At 73.0% G+C, this 15,233-nt stretch carries 15 protein-coding genes; 10 read left to right on the top strand and 5 right to left on the bottom strand.

The features are described 5' to 3' along the window. Positions 1–50 precede the first annotated feature (50 nt). The 4 genes from OGL89_RS00955 (at position 51) to OGL89_RS00970 (ending at position 5,211) form a co-directional block, all read left to right on the top strand. Positions 51–1,838: a gamma-glutamyltransferase gene (locus tag OGL89_RS00955; RefSeq protein ID WP_263117968.1), complete on the top strand. Its 1,788-nt coding sequence runs from the start codon at positions 51–53 to the stop codon at positions 1,836–1,838. 594 nt (positions 1,839–2,432) lie between these two features. Continuing rightward, entirely contained in the window at positions 2,433–2,990 is a 558-nt protein-coding gene (locus OGL89_RS00960; protein WP_263117942.1) for a MarR family winged helix-turn-helix transcriptional regulator, read from the top strand. Between the two features lie 85 nt (positions 2,991–3,075). Beyond that, positions 3,076–4,665: an MFS transporter gene (locus OGL89_RS00965; protein ID WP_263117943.1), complete on the top strand. Its 1,590-nt coding sequence runs from the start codon at positions 3,076–3,078 to the stop codon at positions 4,663–4,665. Positions 4,666–4,743: 78 nt separating this feature from the next. Further along, the gene (locus OGL89_RS00970; protein WP_263117944.1) at positions 4,744–5,211 is read left to right on the top strand and encodes a MarR family transcriptional regulator; all 468 of its coding nucleotides are present in this window, start codon (positions 4,744–4,746) and stop codon (positions 5,209–5,211) included. Between the two features lie 25 nt (positions 5,212–5,236). Here the strand turns inward: OGL89_RS00970 and OGL89_RS00975 are convergent, their stop codons facing one another. The 4 genes from OGL89_RS00975 to OGL89_RS00990 form a co-directional block, all read right to left on the bottom strand. Next, entirely contained in the window at positions 5,237–6,094 is an 858-nt protein-coding gene (locus tag OGL89_RS00975; protein WP_263117945.1) for an NERD domain-containing protein, read from the bottom strand. A 47-nt stretch (positions 6,095–6,141) separates the two neighbouring features. Beyond that, positions 6,142–6,549 carry a peptide-methionine (R)-S-oxide reductase MsrB gene (msrB, locus tag OGL89_RS00980; protein WP_263117946.1) on the bottom strand — a complete coding sequence of 136 codons (408 nt, stop codon included), beginning with the start codon at positions 6,547–6,549 and terminating at the stop codon, positions 6,142–6,144. Positions 6,550–6,694: 145 nt separating this feature from the next. Then, positions 6,695–8,254 carry a DEAD/DEAH box helicase gene (locus OGL89_RS00985; RefSeq protein WP_263117947.1) on the bottom strand — a complete coding sequence of 520 codons (1,560 nt, stop codon included), beginning with the start codon at positions 8,252–8,254 and terminating at the stop codon, positions 6,695–6,697. 63 nt (positions 8,255–8,317) lie between these two features. After that, entirely contained in the window at positions 8,318–8,971 is a 654-nt protein-coding gene (locus tag OGL89_RS00990; protein WP_263117948.1) for a PilZ domain-containing protein, read from the bottom strand. A gap of 290 nt (positions 8,972–9,261) precedes the next feature. On the opposite strand from OGL89_RS00990, the gene OGL89_RS00995 reads away from it, so the two are divergent. The 6 genes from OGL89_RS00995 (at position 9,262) to OGL89_RS01020 (ending at position 14,417) form a co-directional block, all read left to right on the top strand. Then, positions 9,262–11,208 carry an EAL domain-containing protein gene (locus OGL89_RS00995; RefSeq protein WP_263117949.1) on the top strand — a complete coding sequence of 649 codons (1,947 nt, stop codon included), beginning with the start codon at positions 9,262–9,264 and terminating at the stop codon, positions 11,206–11,208. A 41-nt stretch (positions 11,209–11,249) separates the two neighbouring features. Then, entirely contained in the window at positions 11,250–11,876 is a 627-nt protein-coding gene (locus OGL89_RS01000; protein WP_263117950.1) for a TasA family protein, read from the top strand. A gap of 4 nt (positions 11,877–11,880) precedes the next feature. Beyond that, entirely contained in the window at positions 11,881–12,636 is a 756-nt protein-coding gene (locus OGL89_RS01005) for a signal peptidase I (protein WP_263117951.1), read from the top strand. Next, the gene (locus OGL89_RS01010; protein WP_263117952.1) at positions 12,617–12,802 is read left to right on the top strand and encodes a hypothetical protein; all 186 of its coding nucleotides are present in this window, start codon (positions 12,617–12,619) and stop codon (positions 12,800–12,802) included. Before OGL89_RS01005 ends, OGL89_RS01010 begins: the two co-directional genes overlap by 20 nt. A 191-nt stretch (positions 12,803–12,993) precedes the next feature. Continuing rightward, a complete protein-coding gene (locus tag OGL89_RS01015; protein WP_263117954.1) occupies positions 12,994–13,497 on the top strand; it encodes an FBP domain-containing protein in 504 nt (167 codons plus the stop codon). Between the two features lie 44 nt (positions 13,498–13,541). Beyond that, the gene (locus OGL89_RS01020) at positions 13,542–14,417 is read left to right on the top strand and encodes a class I SAM-dependent methyltransferase (protein ID WP_263117955.1); all 876 of its coding nucleotides are present in this window, start codon (positions 13,542–13,544) and stop codon (positions 14,415–14,417) included. A gap of 6 nt (positions 14,418–14,423) precedes the next feature. On the opposite strand, the gene OGL89_RS01025 is transcribed toward OGL89_RS01020, so the two are convergent. Then, positions 14,424–15,080, bottom strand: a complete 657-nt coding sequence (locus tag OGL89_RS01025; RefSeq protein ID WP_263117956.1) for a hypothetical protein — start codon at positions 15,078–15,080, stop codon at positions 14,424–14,426. Between the last annotated feature and the right edge of the window lie 153 nt (positions 15,081–15,233).

Raw genomic sequence — 15,233 nt, forward strand, 5'->3', positions numbered from 1 at the left:
ACGGTGGCCGGGTGTTCACCACGCGCCCGGAACTCGTCGGCACCCACGGCATGGTCGGCTCCACCCACTGGCTCGCCAGCGCGGTCGGCATGCGGATCCTGGAACAGGGCGGCAATGCCTTCGACGCGGCCGTGGCGGCCGGCTTCACGCTCCAGGTGGTCGAGCCTCACCTGAACGGCCCCGGCGGCGACGCCCCGATCATCGGGCACCGCGCGGCGGACGCGCACACCTTCGTGCTCTGCGGGCAGGGCACCGCCCCCGCCGCGGCGACCATCGCCGCGTATACGGGTCTGGGCCTGGCCGAGATCCCCGGCACCGGACATCTGGCGGCCGTGGTCCCCGGCGCGTTCGGCGCCTGGCTCGACCTGCTGGCCCGCTACGGCACGCTGCCGCTGGCCGACGTGCTCTCCCCCGCGATCGGCTACGCCGAGCACGGCTATCCCCTGGTCCCGGCCGCGGTGCGCACCATCGCCACCGTCCGGGAGCTGTTCACCGACCACTGGACGACCTCCGCCGCGGTCTACCTCCCGCACGGCGAGCTGCCCGAGGCCGGTGCACGGTTCCGCAACCCCGAGCTGGCCGCGACCTTCCGCCGGGTACTGTCCGAGGCCGAGTCCGCCGGTGCCGACCGCCTGACCCAGATCGAGGCCGCCCACCGCACGTTCTACGCCGGGTTCGTCGCCGAGGCGATGGACGACTTTCTGCGCACGCCGGTCCGGGACTCCTCCGGCGACGACCACACCGGCCTGCTGACCGCCGACGACCTCGCCGCCTGGCGGCCCATCGAGGAGCCGACCGTCGCGGTCGACTTCGCCGGGGTCCGGGTGCACAAGACCGCGGCCTGGGGCCAGGGACCGGTGCTGCTGCAACAGCTCCAGATGCTGGAGGCGCTCGGCGTCGCCGAGGCCGAGCCCGGGTCGGTGGAGCTGGTGCACACCGCGATCGAGGTGGCCAAGCTCGCGTTCGCGGACCGCGAGGCCTGGTACGGCGACGACGGCACGCCGATCGACGACCTGCTCGACCCGGCCTACGCCGCCGCCCGCGCGACACTCGTCGGCGAGTCCGCGGCGGACGGTCTGCGACCGGGCGCCCCCGGGGGACGCACGCCCCGGCTGGCGAGCGTGTTCGGCGAGGAGGTCGACGGTCTCTGGCCCGGGCGGTACCAGGGCGCGGCCGGTGCGGCCGGCGGGGGCGAGCCGACCCGTGGCCCCTCCGGACCGGACGCCCTCCGCATCGAGTCCACCGGTGAGACCCGGGGCGACACCTGCCACGTCGACGTGGTCGACCGCTGGGGGAACCGGGTGTCCGCGACCCCGTCCGGTGGCTGGTTGCAGTCCTCGCCGGTGGTGCCCGGACTCGGCTTCGGCCTGCCGACCCGGGCGCAGATGTTCTGGCTGGAGTCCGGCCTGCCCGCCTCACTGGCGCCCGGTCGCCGACCGCGGACCACGCTCAGCCCCGCACTGGCGCTCCGCCCCGACGGCACCGGTTTCGCGTTCGGCACCCCCGGCGGCGACCAGCAGGACCAGTGGACGATCCCGTTCCTGCTGCACCACCTGCTCTGGGGCGCGGACCTCCAGGCCGCGATCGACGCCCCCGGCTGGCACTCGACCCATGTGCCGTCGTCCTTCCACCCCCGGGTCAGCGAGCGCCTCGGCGTCGAGGCGGAGAGCCGCCTGGGTGCGAGGGTGCTGGACGGCCTGCGCGCACGCGGCCACGTCGTGCGGGACGCCGGCCCCTGGTCGCTCGGCCGGGTCAGCGCGGCGGGCGTCCGGGCCGACGGCCTGCTGCACGCGGCGGCCAACCCGCGCGGCATGCAGGGCTACGCCGCCGGGCGCTGACACCCGCACCTCCCCCGGAGCCGGGCGCGCCGCCGGCCACACCTCCCACCACCGTCCGCGGCGCACCCGGCCCCGGCGCAGCTGACCCCGGGTCGTCACACCAGTGCCGAGGTCGTCGGCACCCGCGTCGAGGTCGGCGCCCCGCACTGAGACCGTCGCACCCGCGCCGCGGTCGGCACTTCGCGCCACATCACCGGCGGTGAACTGCCGACCTCGGCCGGAAGTGCCGAGCCGGGGCGGAAGTGCCGACCTCGGCCGACCTTGACGGAGGGCACCCACCGCGCCGGGATCGAGTTCGGTACCTCCGCACCGACCTCGGTCGCTCGGGTACCGAACTCGGCGCCGATGTACCGAACTCGCGACGCACGCGCGTGCCGGAGAGTTCGGGCGGTGGGCGGCGGCCGATCTGCGCGGCATGCAGGATGACGTCTCCGGGCGCTGACGCTCGCTCCTCCCCCGGCGCCGGGAGACCGCCCGGCACGCCACCCGCTACCCGCCACCGCGCACGGACGTCGCGCAGCTCACACCCGGAACAGTTGCCTTCTGCAACCACACGAACTAAGTTGCCTGCTGCAACCAAGAAAGAAGGCGACCGTGATCTCCGAACCGTCCCGTGTGCTGATCGACGCGATCAGCCGCCTCTCCCGCATCCAGCGCGAGATCGGTGAGCGGATGTCCCGGGAGCTGGACTGCCCGCGCGCGGCGCTCGGCCTGCTGTGGCTGCTGGAGAAGCGCGGCGAGCTGACGATCGGCGACATCGCCACCCACCTGAGGGTCGACCTCTCCGTGGCCAGCCGCCAGACCAGCGCACTGGTCGACGCGGGCTATGCCGAGCGGACCCGGCAGAGCGCACCGGGCACCGACCACCGGGTGCGGACCGTCCGGCTCAGCGACGCCGGCCTGACGTTCACCGCGCAGACCCGGGTCCGCCTGGACGCCCTGCTGTCCGAGGTGTTCGGCGACTGGTCCCCGGCGGAGATCCAGGCCGCCGCCACGCACATCAACCGCGTGGCCGAGACCATCGGGCACGCCACCCTCGACCACGCCGGCACCGAGCAGGCCGGCACCGAGCAGGCGGCGGTCGAGCGGACGCCGGTCGAGCCGGCACCCCGCGCACGACCCGGGGCCGAGCCGGTCCTGGTCGCCCCCTGAAGCTCCCGCCGACCATCGCGGTCGGCGGCCGCACCATTCCCGTCGACGGCGCCGGGTCCACCACCACGAACCGAAAGCCGAGAGCATGACCGAGTCCACCGTCGCGGAACCCTCCGCGACCTCCCCCGCGCCCATGTCGCACCGTCAGGTGCTGGAGTCCCTCTCCGGCATCCTGCTGGGCATGTTCGTGTCCGTCCTGGCCACGAGCGTCGTGTCCAGCTCGCTGCCCAAGATCGTCAGCGACCTGAACGGCTCGCAGCACTCCTACACCTGGGTGGTCACCGCCACCCTGCTGACCACCACCATCACCACCCCGATCTGGGGCAAGCTCGCGGACCTGATGGACCGCAAGCTGCTGATCCAGATCGCGCTGATCATCTCCGTGGTGTCCTCCGCCGCCGCGGGCTTCGCGCACAACGTCGGCTTCCTGATCGGCGCCCGTGCGTTCCAGGGCATCGGCGCCGGTGGCCTGACCGCCCTGGCGACGATCCTGATGTCCGACATCCTCAGCCCCCGTGAGCGCGGCAAGTACATGGGCCTGATGGGCGGCATCATGGGCATCGGCATGGTCGGCGGCCCGCTGCTCGGCGGCGTGATCACCGACAGCCTGGGCTGGCGGTACAACTTCTTCGTCGGGCTGCCGTTCGCGGTGGCGGCGATCATCGTCCTGCAGATCACGCTGAAGCTGCCCGCGATGGTGCGCAAGGTCGTCCGGATCGACTACTGGGGCGCCATCCTCATCAGTGCGGGCATCGCCTCGCTGCTGCTCTGGGTCACCTTCGCCGGCAACTCCTTCGACTGGATCTCCTGGCAGACCGGGGCCATGGTCGGCGGCGCGGTAGTGCTGCTGGCGCTGGCGGTGTGGGTCGAGTCCAAGGTCGCCGACCCGATCATCCCGCTGCACCTGTTCAAGAACCGCACCCTGGTGCTGTCGGTGGTCGCGTCGGTGGCCGTCGGTGTCGCGATGTTCGGCACCTCGGTGTTCCTGAGCCAGTACATGCAGGTCGCCCGGGGCAAGACCCCGACGCTGTCCGGGCTGCTGACCATTCCGATGATCCTCGGCCTGTTCGTGTCCTCGACCCTGAGCGGCCGCCGGATCACCGCGACCGGGCACTACAAGAAGTTCATGATCGCCGGTGCCGTCGGCCTGACCGTCGGCCTGGCCCTGATGGGCACGATCCACTACGACACCAGCCTGATCCTGGTCTGCGCCTACATGTTCATCCTGGGCGCCGGCGTCGGCATGCTGATGCAGAACCTGGTGCTGGCGGTGCAGAACACCCTGGCGGTGGAGGAGATCGGCTCCGGCACCGCGACCGTGGCCTTCTTCCGGACCCTGGGCGGAGCGATCGGCGTCAGCGCACTCGGCGCGGTGCTGTCCTCCCGGATCACCACGCTGATCATGGACGGGCTGGTCGCGATCGGCATCGACCCGAGCGCACTCGGCGGTGGCAGCGGCTCGATCCCGGACGTCGCCACGCTCCAGGAGCCGGTCAAGACGATCGTCGAGTCGTCCTACGGCGACGCGATCGCCGAGCTGTTCCTGGTCGCCGCACCGCTGGGCGTGGTGGCCCTGATCGCGGTGATCTTCCTCAAGGAGGTCCCGCTCGGCACCCGGTCCGGCCTGCAGCAGCGCGCCGCCGTGGTGGAGGAGCTGGAGTCGGTCGACGCCTGACCCCGTGGTTCTCGGTTCGACGCTGCCCCGTCCGGTGATCCGGGCGGGGCAGTGTCCGTGATGCGGAAGAATGCGGTCATGGACGCACTCGACCCGCTGGCCCGGATCGAGGCCGAGCTCGGCCTGCTGCTGCGCCGCGCCCGTTCCCAGGCCGAACGCCTGTCCCGCCAGGTGCACCCGGACCTGGAGCCCTCCGCCTACCCGCTGCTGGTCCGGATCGCCCAGGCGCCCGGCATCCGCGCCGGGGAGCTGGCCCGTCTGATCGGCATCGGGCGGGGCACCATGTCCCGCCAACTGGCCCGGCTGGAGCAGTTCGGGCTGATCGTGCGTGAGCCGGATCCGCAGGACTCCCGTGGGCAGCTGATCCGGCTGACCGAGGCGGGTGAGGCGCAGATGGCACAGGCCCGGCGTGCCCGCCGCGGCTACTTGTCCGAGGCGCTCGCCGACTGGTCCGACGACGACCGCGGCGTGCTCGCCGACCAGCTGGCGCGGTTGAACCGCGACCTCACCGGCCACCGCCTCGCGGGGGACGACGAGCCGGTCTGACCCCGACCGCTCGGACCCCGAGGGCTCAGTGCGTCCAGGTCAGCGACCAGGTGGTCGCTCGCCGCGCCACCTGGGTCAGCGCGGACACCCGCCCGGCATCCCAGCGCCGCGGCAACCGCTCGAAGAACTCCGGCACGGCCGCCAGGTCCAGCGCCAGGGCGTCCGCCGAGGCCAGCTCGTGCACCGGCGCCCCGACCACCAGGACCCCGCGCACGGCGACCGGGGTGCCGACCGCCGCACGCAGCAGCGCACCGGCCCGGGCGGCCGCGAGCCGCACCTCGCGCAGTTCGGCCACCGCGGCACCGTCCGCGGACAGTCGTCGCCCGTCCAGCACGAAGCCACGGGCGGTGATCCCGGTGGCGTCCGCGATCGCGAACGCACCGCCCGGTCCGATCACCAGGTCCTCCAGCACGGTGCCCTGGCGTCCCAGCGGCACGTCGTGCAGCACGGACCAGCCGGACAGCTCCAACCGGTCCAGTCGCTCGCGCAGACCGTCGCCTAGCGCCCCGTCGGCCCGGTGCCGGCCGCGCGGGGTCGGCAGCACCGGACCGGTCAGGGTGGCGAAGCCGGGCATCGGGGCCGGGCCGACCGCGACGTCCCCCGCACGATGGTCCGCGGGACCGGGGGCGGCTCGTCGGCCGCGGGGCGCGTCGCCCTCGTCCAGCACCTCGGACAACGGGAGCACCAGCTCCGGCAGGTCCCGGCGCAGGAACGCCTGGGCGGCGGATCGCACCGCGCCGTCGGCCCACTCGGCGCCGGGAGCCAGGTCCACCGCACCGGTCATCAGGTCGATGCTGCCCAGCGGGGCACCGGTCCCGGCCCGCACGTACAACCGGTCGGCGCCGTAACGGCGCCACCTGTGCACGATGAGGGCCGGTTCCATGCCAGGGATATCGGCAGCCGAGCCGCGCACCTGAACGCCGATCCGGGCTAGTTCTCCGTCGGCTCGAAGGTCAGGCTCACCGAGTTCATGCAGAACCGGTCGCCGGTCGGCGTCTGCGGTGCGTCGTCGAACACGTGGCCCAGGTGGGAGCCGCAGTGCGCGCAGCGGACCTCGGTGCGGACCATGCCCAGGCTGCGGTCCTCGATCAGCTCCACCGCGTCCCCGGCCAGCGGGCTGAAGAAGCTCGGCCAGCCGCAGTGCGAGTCGAACTTGGTGTCGGAACGGAACAGCTCGTTGCCGCACGCCCGACAGCGGTAGACGCCCTCGCGGTGCTCGTCCAGCAGCTCACCGGTCCACGGCCGCTCGGTCCCGGCCAGGCGCAGCACCTGGAACTCGGCGGGGTTCAGCACAGCACGCCACTCGGACTCGTCCTTGGTGACCTGATAGGTCGACATCTGATCCTCCTTCTCGCACCCGGTCCGGGCGCACCGCCTGCAACCGCGGACACCGCCCGGGTGTTCCGATGCTGCTGCGGATCGGGTCGGGGCGCACGACGAACGGGCGCCCCGGGACACCCGGGACGCCCGTTCGGGGATCGGATCAGCGGCCGGACTGCGCCGGGCCCGCGGGCCGGCCGGCACGACGGCTGCGGTTGCGGCGCGGCTGGCCGGAGCCCGCGGCGGCCTGCGGCGTGGTGGACCCCGACGGCCGGCCGGTGCCGGCACCGGAGGTGATACGGCCGGCGCCGGACGCGGAACGCCCGGATCCGCCTGCGGGACGAGCAGTCCCGGAGACCGCCGGCCGACCGGCACCCGATACCTGCGCGCCCTGTCCGGCACCGCCACCCGAGCCGCCACGACCGCGGCGACGACGTCCACCGCCGGTCGCGCCGCCGGCCGCGGACTCACCGCCGCCGGAGCGGGCGGCCCGCTTGGCGGTGGCGTTCCGACCGGTGGAGGTGCCCCGCACGGGGGCGACGACCGGCGCGGGCGCGACGTAGGCCGCGACCTCGCCGACCAGGGAGGCCACCACGGCGGAGCCCGGGGCGACCCGCTCCGGGGTCACGGTGATCTTCGCCTTGCGGGTCAGGTCCCGGACGTCCCCGGCCTGCTCGGGCAGCTGGAGGGTGACGACCACGCCACCGGAGCCCGCACGCGCGGTACGGCCGGAGCGGTGCAGGTAGGCCTTGTGCTCGGCGGGCGGGTCGACGTGCACGACCAGCTCGACGTCGTCGACGTGGATGCCACGGGCGGCGATGTCGGTGGCGACCAGCACCCGGACGTCGCCGGAGGTGAAGGCGGCCAGGTTGCGCTCGCGGGCGCCCTGCCCGAGGTTGCCCTGCAGGTCCACCGCGGGGATGCCGTCGGCGGTGAGCTGCTTGGCGAGCTTCTTGGCCTGGTGCTTGGTCCGGGTGAACAGCAGGCGGCGCCCGGTGCCGGAGGCCAGCTCGCGCAGCACCTGCTTCTTGGCGTCGGCGTCGGCCAGCGCGAAGACGTGGTGGGTCATGGTCGACACCGGAGCGACGGCCGGGTCCACCGAGTGGGTGACCGGGTGGTGGAGGTAACGCTTCACCAGCGCGTCGATGCCGTTGTCCAGGGTGGCGGAGAACAGCAGTCGCTGACCACCGGACGGCGTGCGGTCCAGCAGGCGGCGCACCACCGGCAGGAAGCCGAGGTCGGCCATGTGGTCGGCCTCGTCCAGCACGGTGATCTCGATCGCGTCCAGGGAGCACAGCCCCTGCTTGATCAGGTCCTCCAGACGGCCCGGGCAGGCGACCAGGACGTCGATGCCCTTCTTGAGCGCGGCGACCTGGGGACCCTGACCGACGCCGCCGAACACGGTGGTGCTGGTCAGGCCGAGGGCGTCGGCGAGCGGCGCGACGGTGGCGTGGATCTGGGTGGCCAGCTCGCGGGTCGGCGCCAGGATCAGCGCGCGCGGGCGGCCCGCGGTGCGCCGCTTGCCGGAGCCGGAGAGCCGGGTCACCACCGGCAGACTGAAGGCCAGGGTCTTGCCGGAGCCGGTGCGGCCACGGCCGAGCACGTCGGAGCCCGCGAGGGTGTCCGGCAGGGTGGCGGACTGGATGGGGAACGGCTCCGTGATGCCGGCGTCCGCGAGGGAGCGTGCCAGCACGGCGGGAACGCCGAGGTCGATGAAGGTCATGTCGCCTTTCCGGCGGGTCGGGCCCGCGGGCGCCGGCGCTCGACTGCGCCGGCCCGGACTCGCTCAGTCTCGGCTGAGCATCTGCTGGCGGCGCAGGGCGCCCTGCGTGCGCAGGACGTAGCTGAACAGTTCGTCGAGCTCTCTGGGGGTGGCATCCCGGAACTGGCAGCCGTAGTGGGTGCCGCTGCGGGAAGGTTGGGCACGCACTACCTCTGCGTGCAGCCAGAACGCCTCGGAGAGCTCCGGGAAGACGAACCGGACCGTGCTCCCGAGCGGGAGTTCGGCCATGGACATCATACGCATGCCATGGGCGGAGACATCGAGCGCGACGAAGAGGCGCCGCCGTTCACCCGTCGCGGGGTCGATGTCGGCGGGCCCGTCGTCGTCTGTGACCTCGTGGTCCTCGGGGAACGTGACCCAGCCCTCGCACTCCACCCGCACCGGCACCCGGGCCACCGCCCGCTTCTGCAGCATCGACAGCAGCTCGACCTCGGCGCAGCCCAGCAGGTCCGCGGACACCCGGCCGACCACACCGCCGTAGAGGCACTCCCCGCGCTGGTCGTCCAGCACCCGGAGCACCACGCGCTCGCCCTCGGTGAAGCCGCGGACCAGGTTCTCCGACCCGATCCACATCACGCCGTCCTCGAACTCCCGGACGTAGCCGTCCAGCCGGAGCACTCCGTCGACCTCGACGGAGCAGACGGCGAGCTCGTGCATCGGTGCGTCCTCGGGTGAGTGGGGCTCGGGCGCCGTCACGCTACGCAGCTGTGCGCAGCCTGTGCTCGACGAACCCGGGGGTTTCACCCGTCGGCCGCGGGTGAAAAACTGGGATCGGACGCCCGATTCATCCGAAACGCCGGATGCCTCGTTCCTCGCCCGAAGCGGGACAAACCCCTAGTCTCGCCCCGAGTCGATCGCACCCGCGGCCGACCACCCTCCGCCCCCTCCGCGAGGTTCTGCTGGCTACCGCCCGACGCCGCTGGTCACTGACCCGGTACTTCGCCGTCGTGAGCGTGCTCGCCATGATCGTGCTGGGCGTCGCCCTGGTCTGGGTGACCTCCAACGTGATGAGCGCGCAGGCCCGCCGGGACGGCATCGTGATGGCGCAGAGCATCGAGTCCTACGCCACCTCCGACGTGCCCGAGGACGCCTACACGGTCGGCGTCCTGGACCCGCAGACGTCGACCCGGATCTCCACCCAGGTCGCCGGGTTCGACAACCTCACCCGCCTGCGGCTCTGGACCGTCGACGGCGTCCTGCTCTTCGACTCCCTGCAGGACACCACCGGCTTCCCCGACGGCGACCGGCTGGACGCGGCCACCCGGCAGCAGGAGCCCGACGCCCAGGTGGTGACCGAGGTGCGCGGACAGCAGTTCGGCGGCACCGAAAGCACCCAGCTGGACGTCTACGTGCCGATCGACCACGGCGGCACCGTGGTCGGCGCCGCCGAGGTGATGCTCGACTACTCCGAGACCCAGGCCGCGCTCACCAGCGCGATCCGCACCGTGTCCGCGGTGGTGGCGGGCGGGTTGGTGCTGCTGTGGCTGCTGCTGTTCCGCACGGTGCGCAACGCGTCGATCCGGCTGCACACCTCCGCGCTGGAGAACGCCCGGCTCGCCCTGATCGACGCGCTGACCGGCCTGCCGAACCGCCGGATGCTCGGCGACCGGCTGGAACGCGCGATCGCCGACCATGCCAGCGCCGGCACCACGGTCGGCCTGGCCCTGCTGGACATCGACCGGTTCAAGGACATCAACGACTCTCTGGGCCACGACCGCGGCGACGAGCTGTTGCAGCAGGTCGCCCTCCGGCTGCGCGACGCCATGCGGCAGGACGACGTGGTGGCCCGGCTCGGCGGGGACGAGTTCGCCATCCTGCTGCCCGACGTCCGCTCGGTGACCGACGCCGACGCCGCGGCCCGCCGGGTCCGGCAGCTGTTCGTGCCGCCGTTCCAGCTGGGCGACCTGGCGCTGCACGTCGACACCTCGATCGGCGTGGCCTGCCTGCCCGACCACGCCGAGGACGCCGGATCCCTGATGCGGATGGCCGACGTCGCGATGTACACCGCCAAGACCCACCGGCTGGGCGTCTCGGTCTACTCGCCGGAGGAGGACGACTCGTCCCCGGCGCGCCTGGTGCTGCTCGGCGACCTGCACCGGGCGCTGAGCGTCGACGACGAGCTCCAGATGCACTACCAGCCCAAGATCGACCTGGGCACCGGCCGGACCATCGGGCTGGAGGCGCTGATGCGCTGGCGGCACCCCACCCGCGGGATGCTGCCCCCCGACCTGTTCATCCCGCTGGCCGAGCAGTCCGGCCTGATCCACGACCTCACCCGCTACGCGCTGCGGGCCTGCGTCGCCCAGCTCGCGGACTGGTCCCGCGACCGAGTGCCCGTGCCGGTGGCGGTGAACCTGTCCGCGCACGACGTCACCGCGCAGGACGTGGTCGAGGTGATCGAGGACCTGCTCGCCCTGCACGCGGTCCCGGTCGAGCTGCTGGAGGTCGAGATCACCGAGACCGCGCTGGTCTCCGATCCGTCCCGGGTCGTCCCGGTGCTGCACCGCCTGGGCGAGATCGGCGTCCGGGTGTCGATCGACGACTTCGGCATCGGGAACACCTCGATCTCCCAGCTCCGCGATCTGCCGGTGCACGGCCTGAAGATCGACCGGCTGTTCGTCGCCGACCTGGCCACCACCGGCAAGCGCGGCTCGGAGGTCGTGGTCAAGGCGATGGTCGACCTGGCGCACTCCTTCGGGCTGCAGGTGGTCGCCGAGGGCGTCGAGGACGAGACCACCGCGGACGCGCTGCGCCGGCTGACCGTCGACCAGGCGCAGGGCTACCTCTACTCCCCCGCCGTACCAGCGGATCGACTCGGCCCGGTCCACCTGCCCCGACTGGGTGAAGATAAATCCGACACTTCCCCTCAAGTCACCCGGAACGACGCCCGATAACACCCGAACAGCCCTCATCCGCTCACCCGTGAGGACCAACGATGGACGACGACCTGCTCCGCGACATGATCACCCCGCCGGTTCCCCGGCGGGACCCCGCCCGACGCCGTCGTCTGGTGGGGACCGTCGCGATCCTCGGACTGGCGGGGCTGGGTCTGACCACCCTGGTCACCTCCGCGATCTTCACCGACAACGACGACACCGGCCGCACCGGCATCGTCACCGGCACGGTGGACATCGAGGCGGGTGAGGACGTGGCCTTCGTGCTGCCGCCCGGCAACCTGGCCCCCGGCGACTCGATCTACAGCCCGGTCACGGTCACCAACGCCGGGTCGCTCGCCCTCACCTACGGCGTGCAGTACTCGGCCACCAGCGCGGACGGCAAGGGTCTGGCCCAGGTGCTGACCCTGGAACTGTTCGCCGCCCCGGCCGCGTCCTGCACCGAGGCCGGGGTCAGCGGTCTGACCCCGATCGGCACCGCCGACAGCGGCCTGTCCGGCAGCGCCACGAACCTGACCACCGAGGACCGCGGCCTGATCGCCGGGGCCAACGAGGACCTGTGCGTCCGGGTCAACGTGCCGGACATCGGCAACGAGTACCAGGACTCCAGCGCCGACCTCACCCTGACCTTCCTCGCCCAGCAGGACCCGGTCGACCCGCACCAGTGAGCCGATGACCGCAGCCGCCCCCTTCGGACGCCGGGCCAGCGTGCACGCCACGCAGCCCGCGTACGACCGGCGTGCACCCAGCACCCCGCGGCACCGGTCCGCGCCGCCCAGCCCCGCCCGCCGTGCGGTCACCGCCGTGCTGTGGACGGTCGTGGTGGTCTTCGGGCTGGCCTACGCGGTGTCGGTGGCCGTGCCGCTGTGGTTCACCCTGAACGACCAGCGGCTGATGATCGTCACCTCCGGATCGATGTCCGGCTCCGCGGAGGGCGCGTTCGACGCCGGGGACGCCGTGGTGCTGCGCCAGATCAGCGACCCGTCCGAGCTCCGGGTGGGGCAGGTGGCGTCCTTCTGGCCGGTCGGCTCGGACCAGCTGGTCACGCACCGGATCGTCGCCCTGCAGTCGCTGCCGGTGATGCGGCAGGACACCGACACCGGCCGGATGGTGCCGACCGTCGACCCGGACACCGGCGAGCCGATCATGCGGCCCTACATCTTCACCAAGGGCGACGCCAACGTGGACCCGGACCCGGATGCGACGCCGCTGTCCCAGGTCCGCGGCATCGTGCTGGACGTGCACCCCATGTGGGGCTGGGTGCTGGACTGGGCCGGGTCGCCGATCGGCCGCCTGGTCCTGCTCGGCCCGCCGCTCGCCGCCCTGGCCACCCTGGAGGGCGTGGCCCTGCTGCGTGAGCGCTCCGCACGGCGTGCGGACAAGCCGACCCGACGGGAGGCGGCCGACGATGCCCTCCTCCTCACCTGAGACCGTCGACCGGTGGGAGCGCCTGGTCCTCGGCACCGTCCTGCTCGCCCTGGCTCTGGGTCTGCCCGCCATCGGCCTGGCCAGCGCGACCTTCGTCAGCCACGACGAGGTCACGATCACCATCTCGATCGCCCCGACCAGCCCCGAGCCGACCGCCACGCCGTAAAGCGCTCGCCAGCCGCCGATCGCCGGCGTACCGTCGTCCGGTCCGAGCACGAGAGACCGAGGAGCACCGATGGTGGGGGTGGCCCGTATGGCCTGCTGCACGCCCGACCGCCCCGGCGTCGCCTGAACCCTCCGGTCCACGGCGACGCGGGACTCCGTCGACCCCGCACACCGCCATCGCTAGGACTCCTCATGCATGCCCTGTCCGACCAGCAGATCCGCACCTCCTTCGTGAACGCCTCCCGGCGTGAGGCCGCCCACGCCACCCTGCCCGATCTCGGCTCCCTGGACTGGGACCGCCTGGACTACCTCGGTTGGCGCGACCGCCGGGCTCCGCTGTCCTCCTACGTGGTCGGGGAGGTCGACGGCGAGCTGGTCGGCGTCCTGCTCCGCGCCGCCGAGCGCACCGGCAAGCGCCGCAAGGCCGTCTGCGGCTGGTGCGAGGACGTGGTCGCCACCGAGGACGTCGGCCTCTACGTCGCCCGTCGTGCCGGTGCCCCCGGCCGTCGGGGCGACACGATCGGCACCCTGCTGTGCAGCGACTTCCTCTGCTCGCAGAACGTGCGGCGCACGCCCACCCGGACCGAGGCGGGGAACGCCTCCGAGGAGGAGCGGGCGCTGATGACGGAGTTGCGGATCGAGGGGCTGCGGGAGCGGTCGGCGCGATTCCTGCGCGAGGTGGCGCGGACACGCTGAAGAGCGCTCCGCTTTCCTCGACCCGCCCCCGTACCGTCGCGACCATGTCCTCCGACGACTACCTGCAGGTCAACCGCACCAACTGGGACAGCCGGGTCCCGGTCCACCTCCGGGGCTACGCCATCGAACCGCTGCTGGCGGACCCGGACCGGCTGTCCGACGTGGTCGCCTTCGACCGCCCGCTGCTCGGCGACCTGACCGGGCTCGACGTGGTGCACCTGCAGTGCCACCTGGGCACCGACACCCTGAGCCTGGCCCGGCTGGGCGGACGGGTCACCGGCGTCGACCTGTCCGGCGCCTCGCTCGCCGAGGCCCGGTCGATCGCGTCCCGGGCCGGGGCCGAGGTGGACTACGTCGAGTCGGACGTCTACGCGGCGCCGGACATGCTCGGGGACCACCGGTTCGACCTGGTCTACACCGGCATCGGCGCGATCTGCTGGCTGCCCAGCATCCGGCGCTGGGCCGAGACGGTCGCCCGGCTGCTGCGGCCCGGCGGGCGGCTGGTGATCCGCGACGCGCACCCGGTGCTGCTGGCCTGCCTCGCGATGCCGGTGGGCGGCGAGCACCCGGACCGGGTGCAGCAGCCGGGGATCACCGCGCCCGGCGGCTCGACGCCGGCGCTGGAGCTGCCGTACTTCGAGCAGTCGGCGCCGATGGTCTGGGAGGACGAGGACAGCTACGCGGGCGAGGGCACGATCGCCCAGCCGCGGTCGATGGAGTGGAACCACGGTCTCGGCGAGATCGTCACCGCGGTGCTGGACGCCGGGATGGAACTGACGTCGCTGGCCGAGCACGACAGCGTCCCGTGGGACGCCCTGCCCGGGCTGATGGTGCTGGACCCGCAGACCGGCGAGCACCGCCTGCGCGACCGGCCGGAACGGCTGCCCGCGAGCTTCAGCCTCACGGCGCGGGGGCGCTGAGCGGGCTCAGTCGATCCAGACCACGATCCCGGTCACGCCGCCCAGCACCGCGCCCACCCCGGCCCGGATCGCGCGGGCCGCACGCTCCGGGGTGAAGGTCGCCAGGTCGTACTCCGAGGCCGTGCCGAGCCCCTCGCCGCGGAACGCCGCGCCGGTCCAGTCGACCGCCGTGACGTTCGCGGTGGGCTCGGCGATCTCCGCACCGACCACCAGGAACGCCTGGTCCAGGTGGTTGGGGCTGACCACCGCGAGCGGGTCCACCAGGTCGTCGCCGACCGACACGATCAGGTCCGCTCCCATCCCCACCGCCTCGGCGAGCTCCGGGATCAGGTCCGCCGGGGTCTCCGGTTCCAGGACCCTCAGGTCGACCTGTTCGGCCTCCGCCCAGTCCTCGACCGCGTCGGCCACCGTGGTGGTCGCGGCATCGTCGCCGCGGGTCAGCAGCACCACCCGGTAGCCAGGTGCCGGCGCGATGCCGTCCCAGCTGCCGGCCTCGGGCAGCACCGTCGCCTCCGGGGTCGGTGTCTCACCGGGCGCGATGAAGCCGTCGGACAGCGCGCCCTCCGCCAGCGGCCCCTCCCGCGGGGTGGACCAGTCGGTGCCGGAGCAGCCCGCGAGCAGCAGCACGGTGGTCAGGGCGACGGGGACGAGTCGACGGGGCACGCGCCAGATCCTCACCCGGCTCCGACGCGCCGTCACGATCCGGGGGACGAAGTTCGGCGGGTGTTCGCCCGCCATGTCCCGGCGGTTCATCGGCGGGCGACAGATTGCCTGCGCCCACCCTCAAGGAGCCCCGCCCCGATGACCTCCCGTCAC

This window comes from Cellulomonas sp. RIT-PI-Y (genome assembly GCF_025642745.1).
Lineage (GTDB): Bacteria > Actinomycetota > Actinomycetes > Actinomycetales > Cellulomonadaceae > Cellulomonas.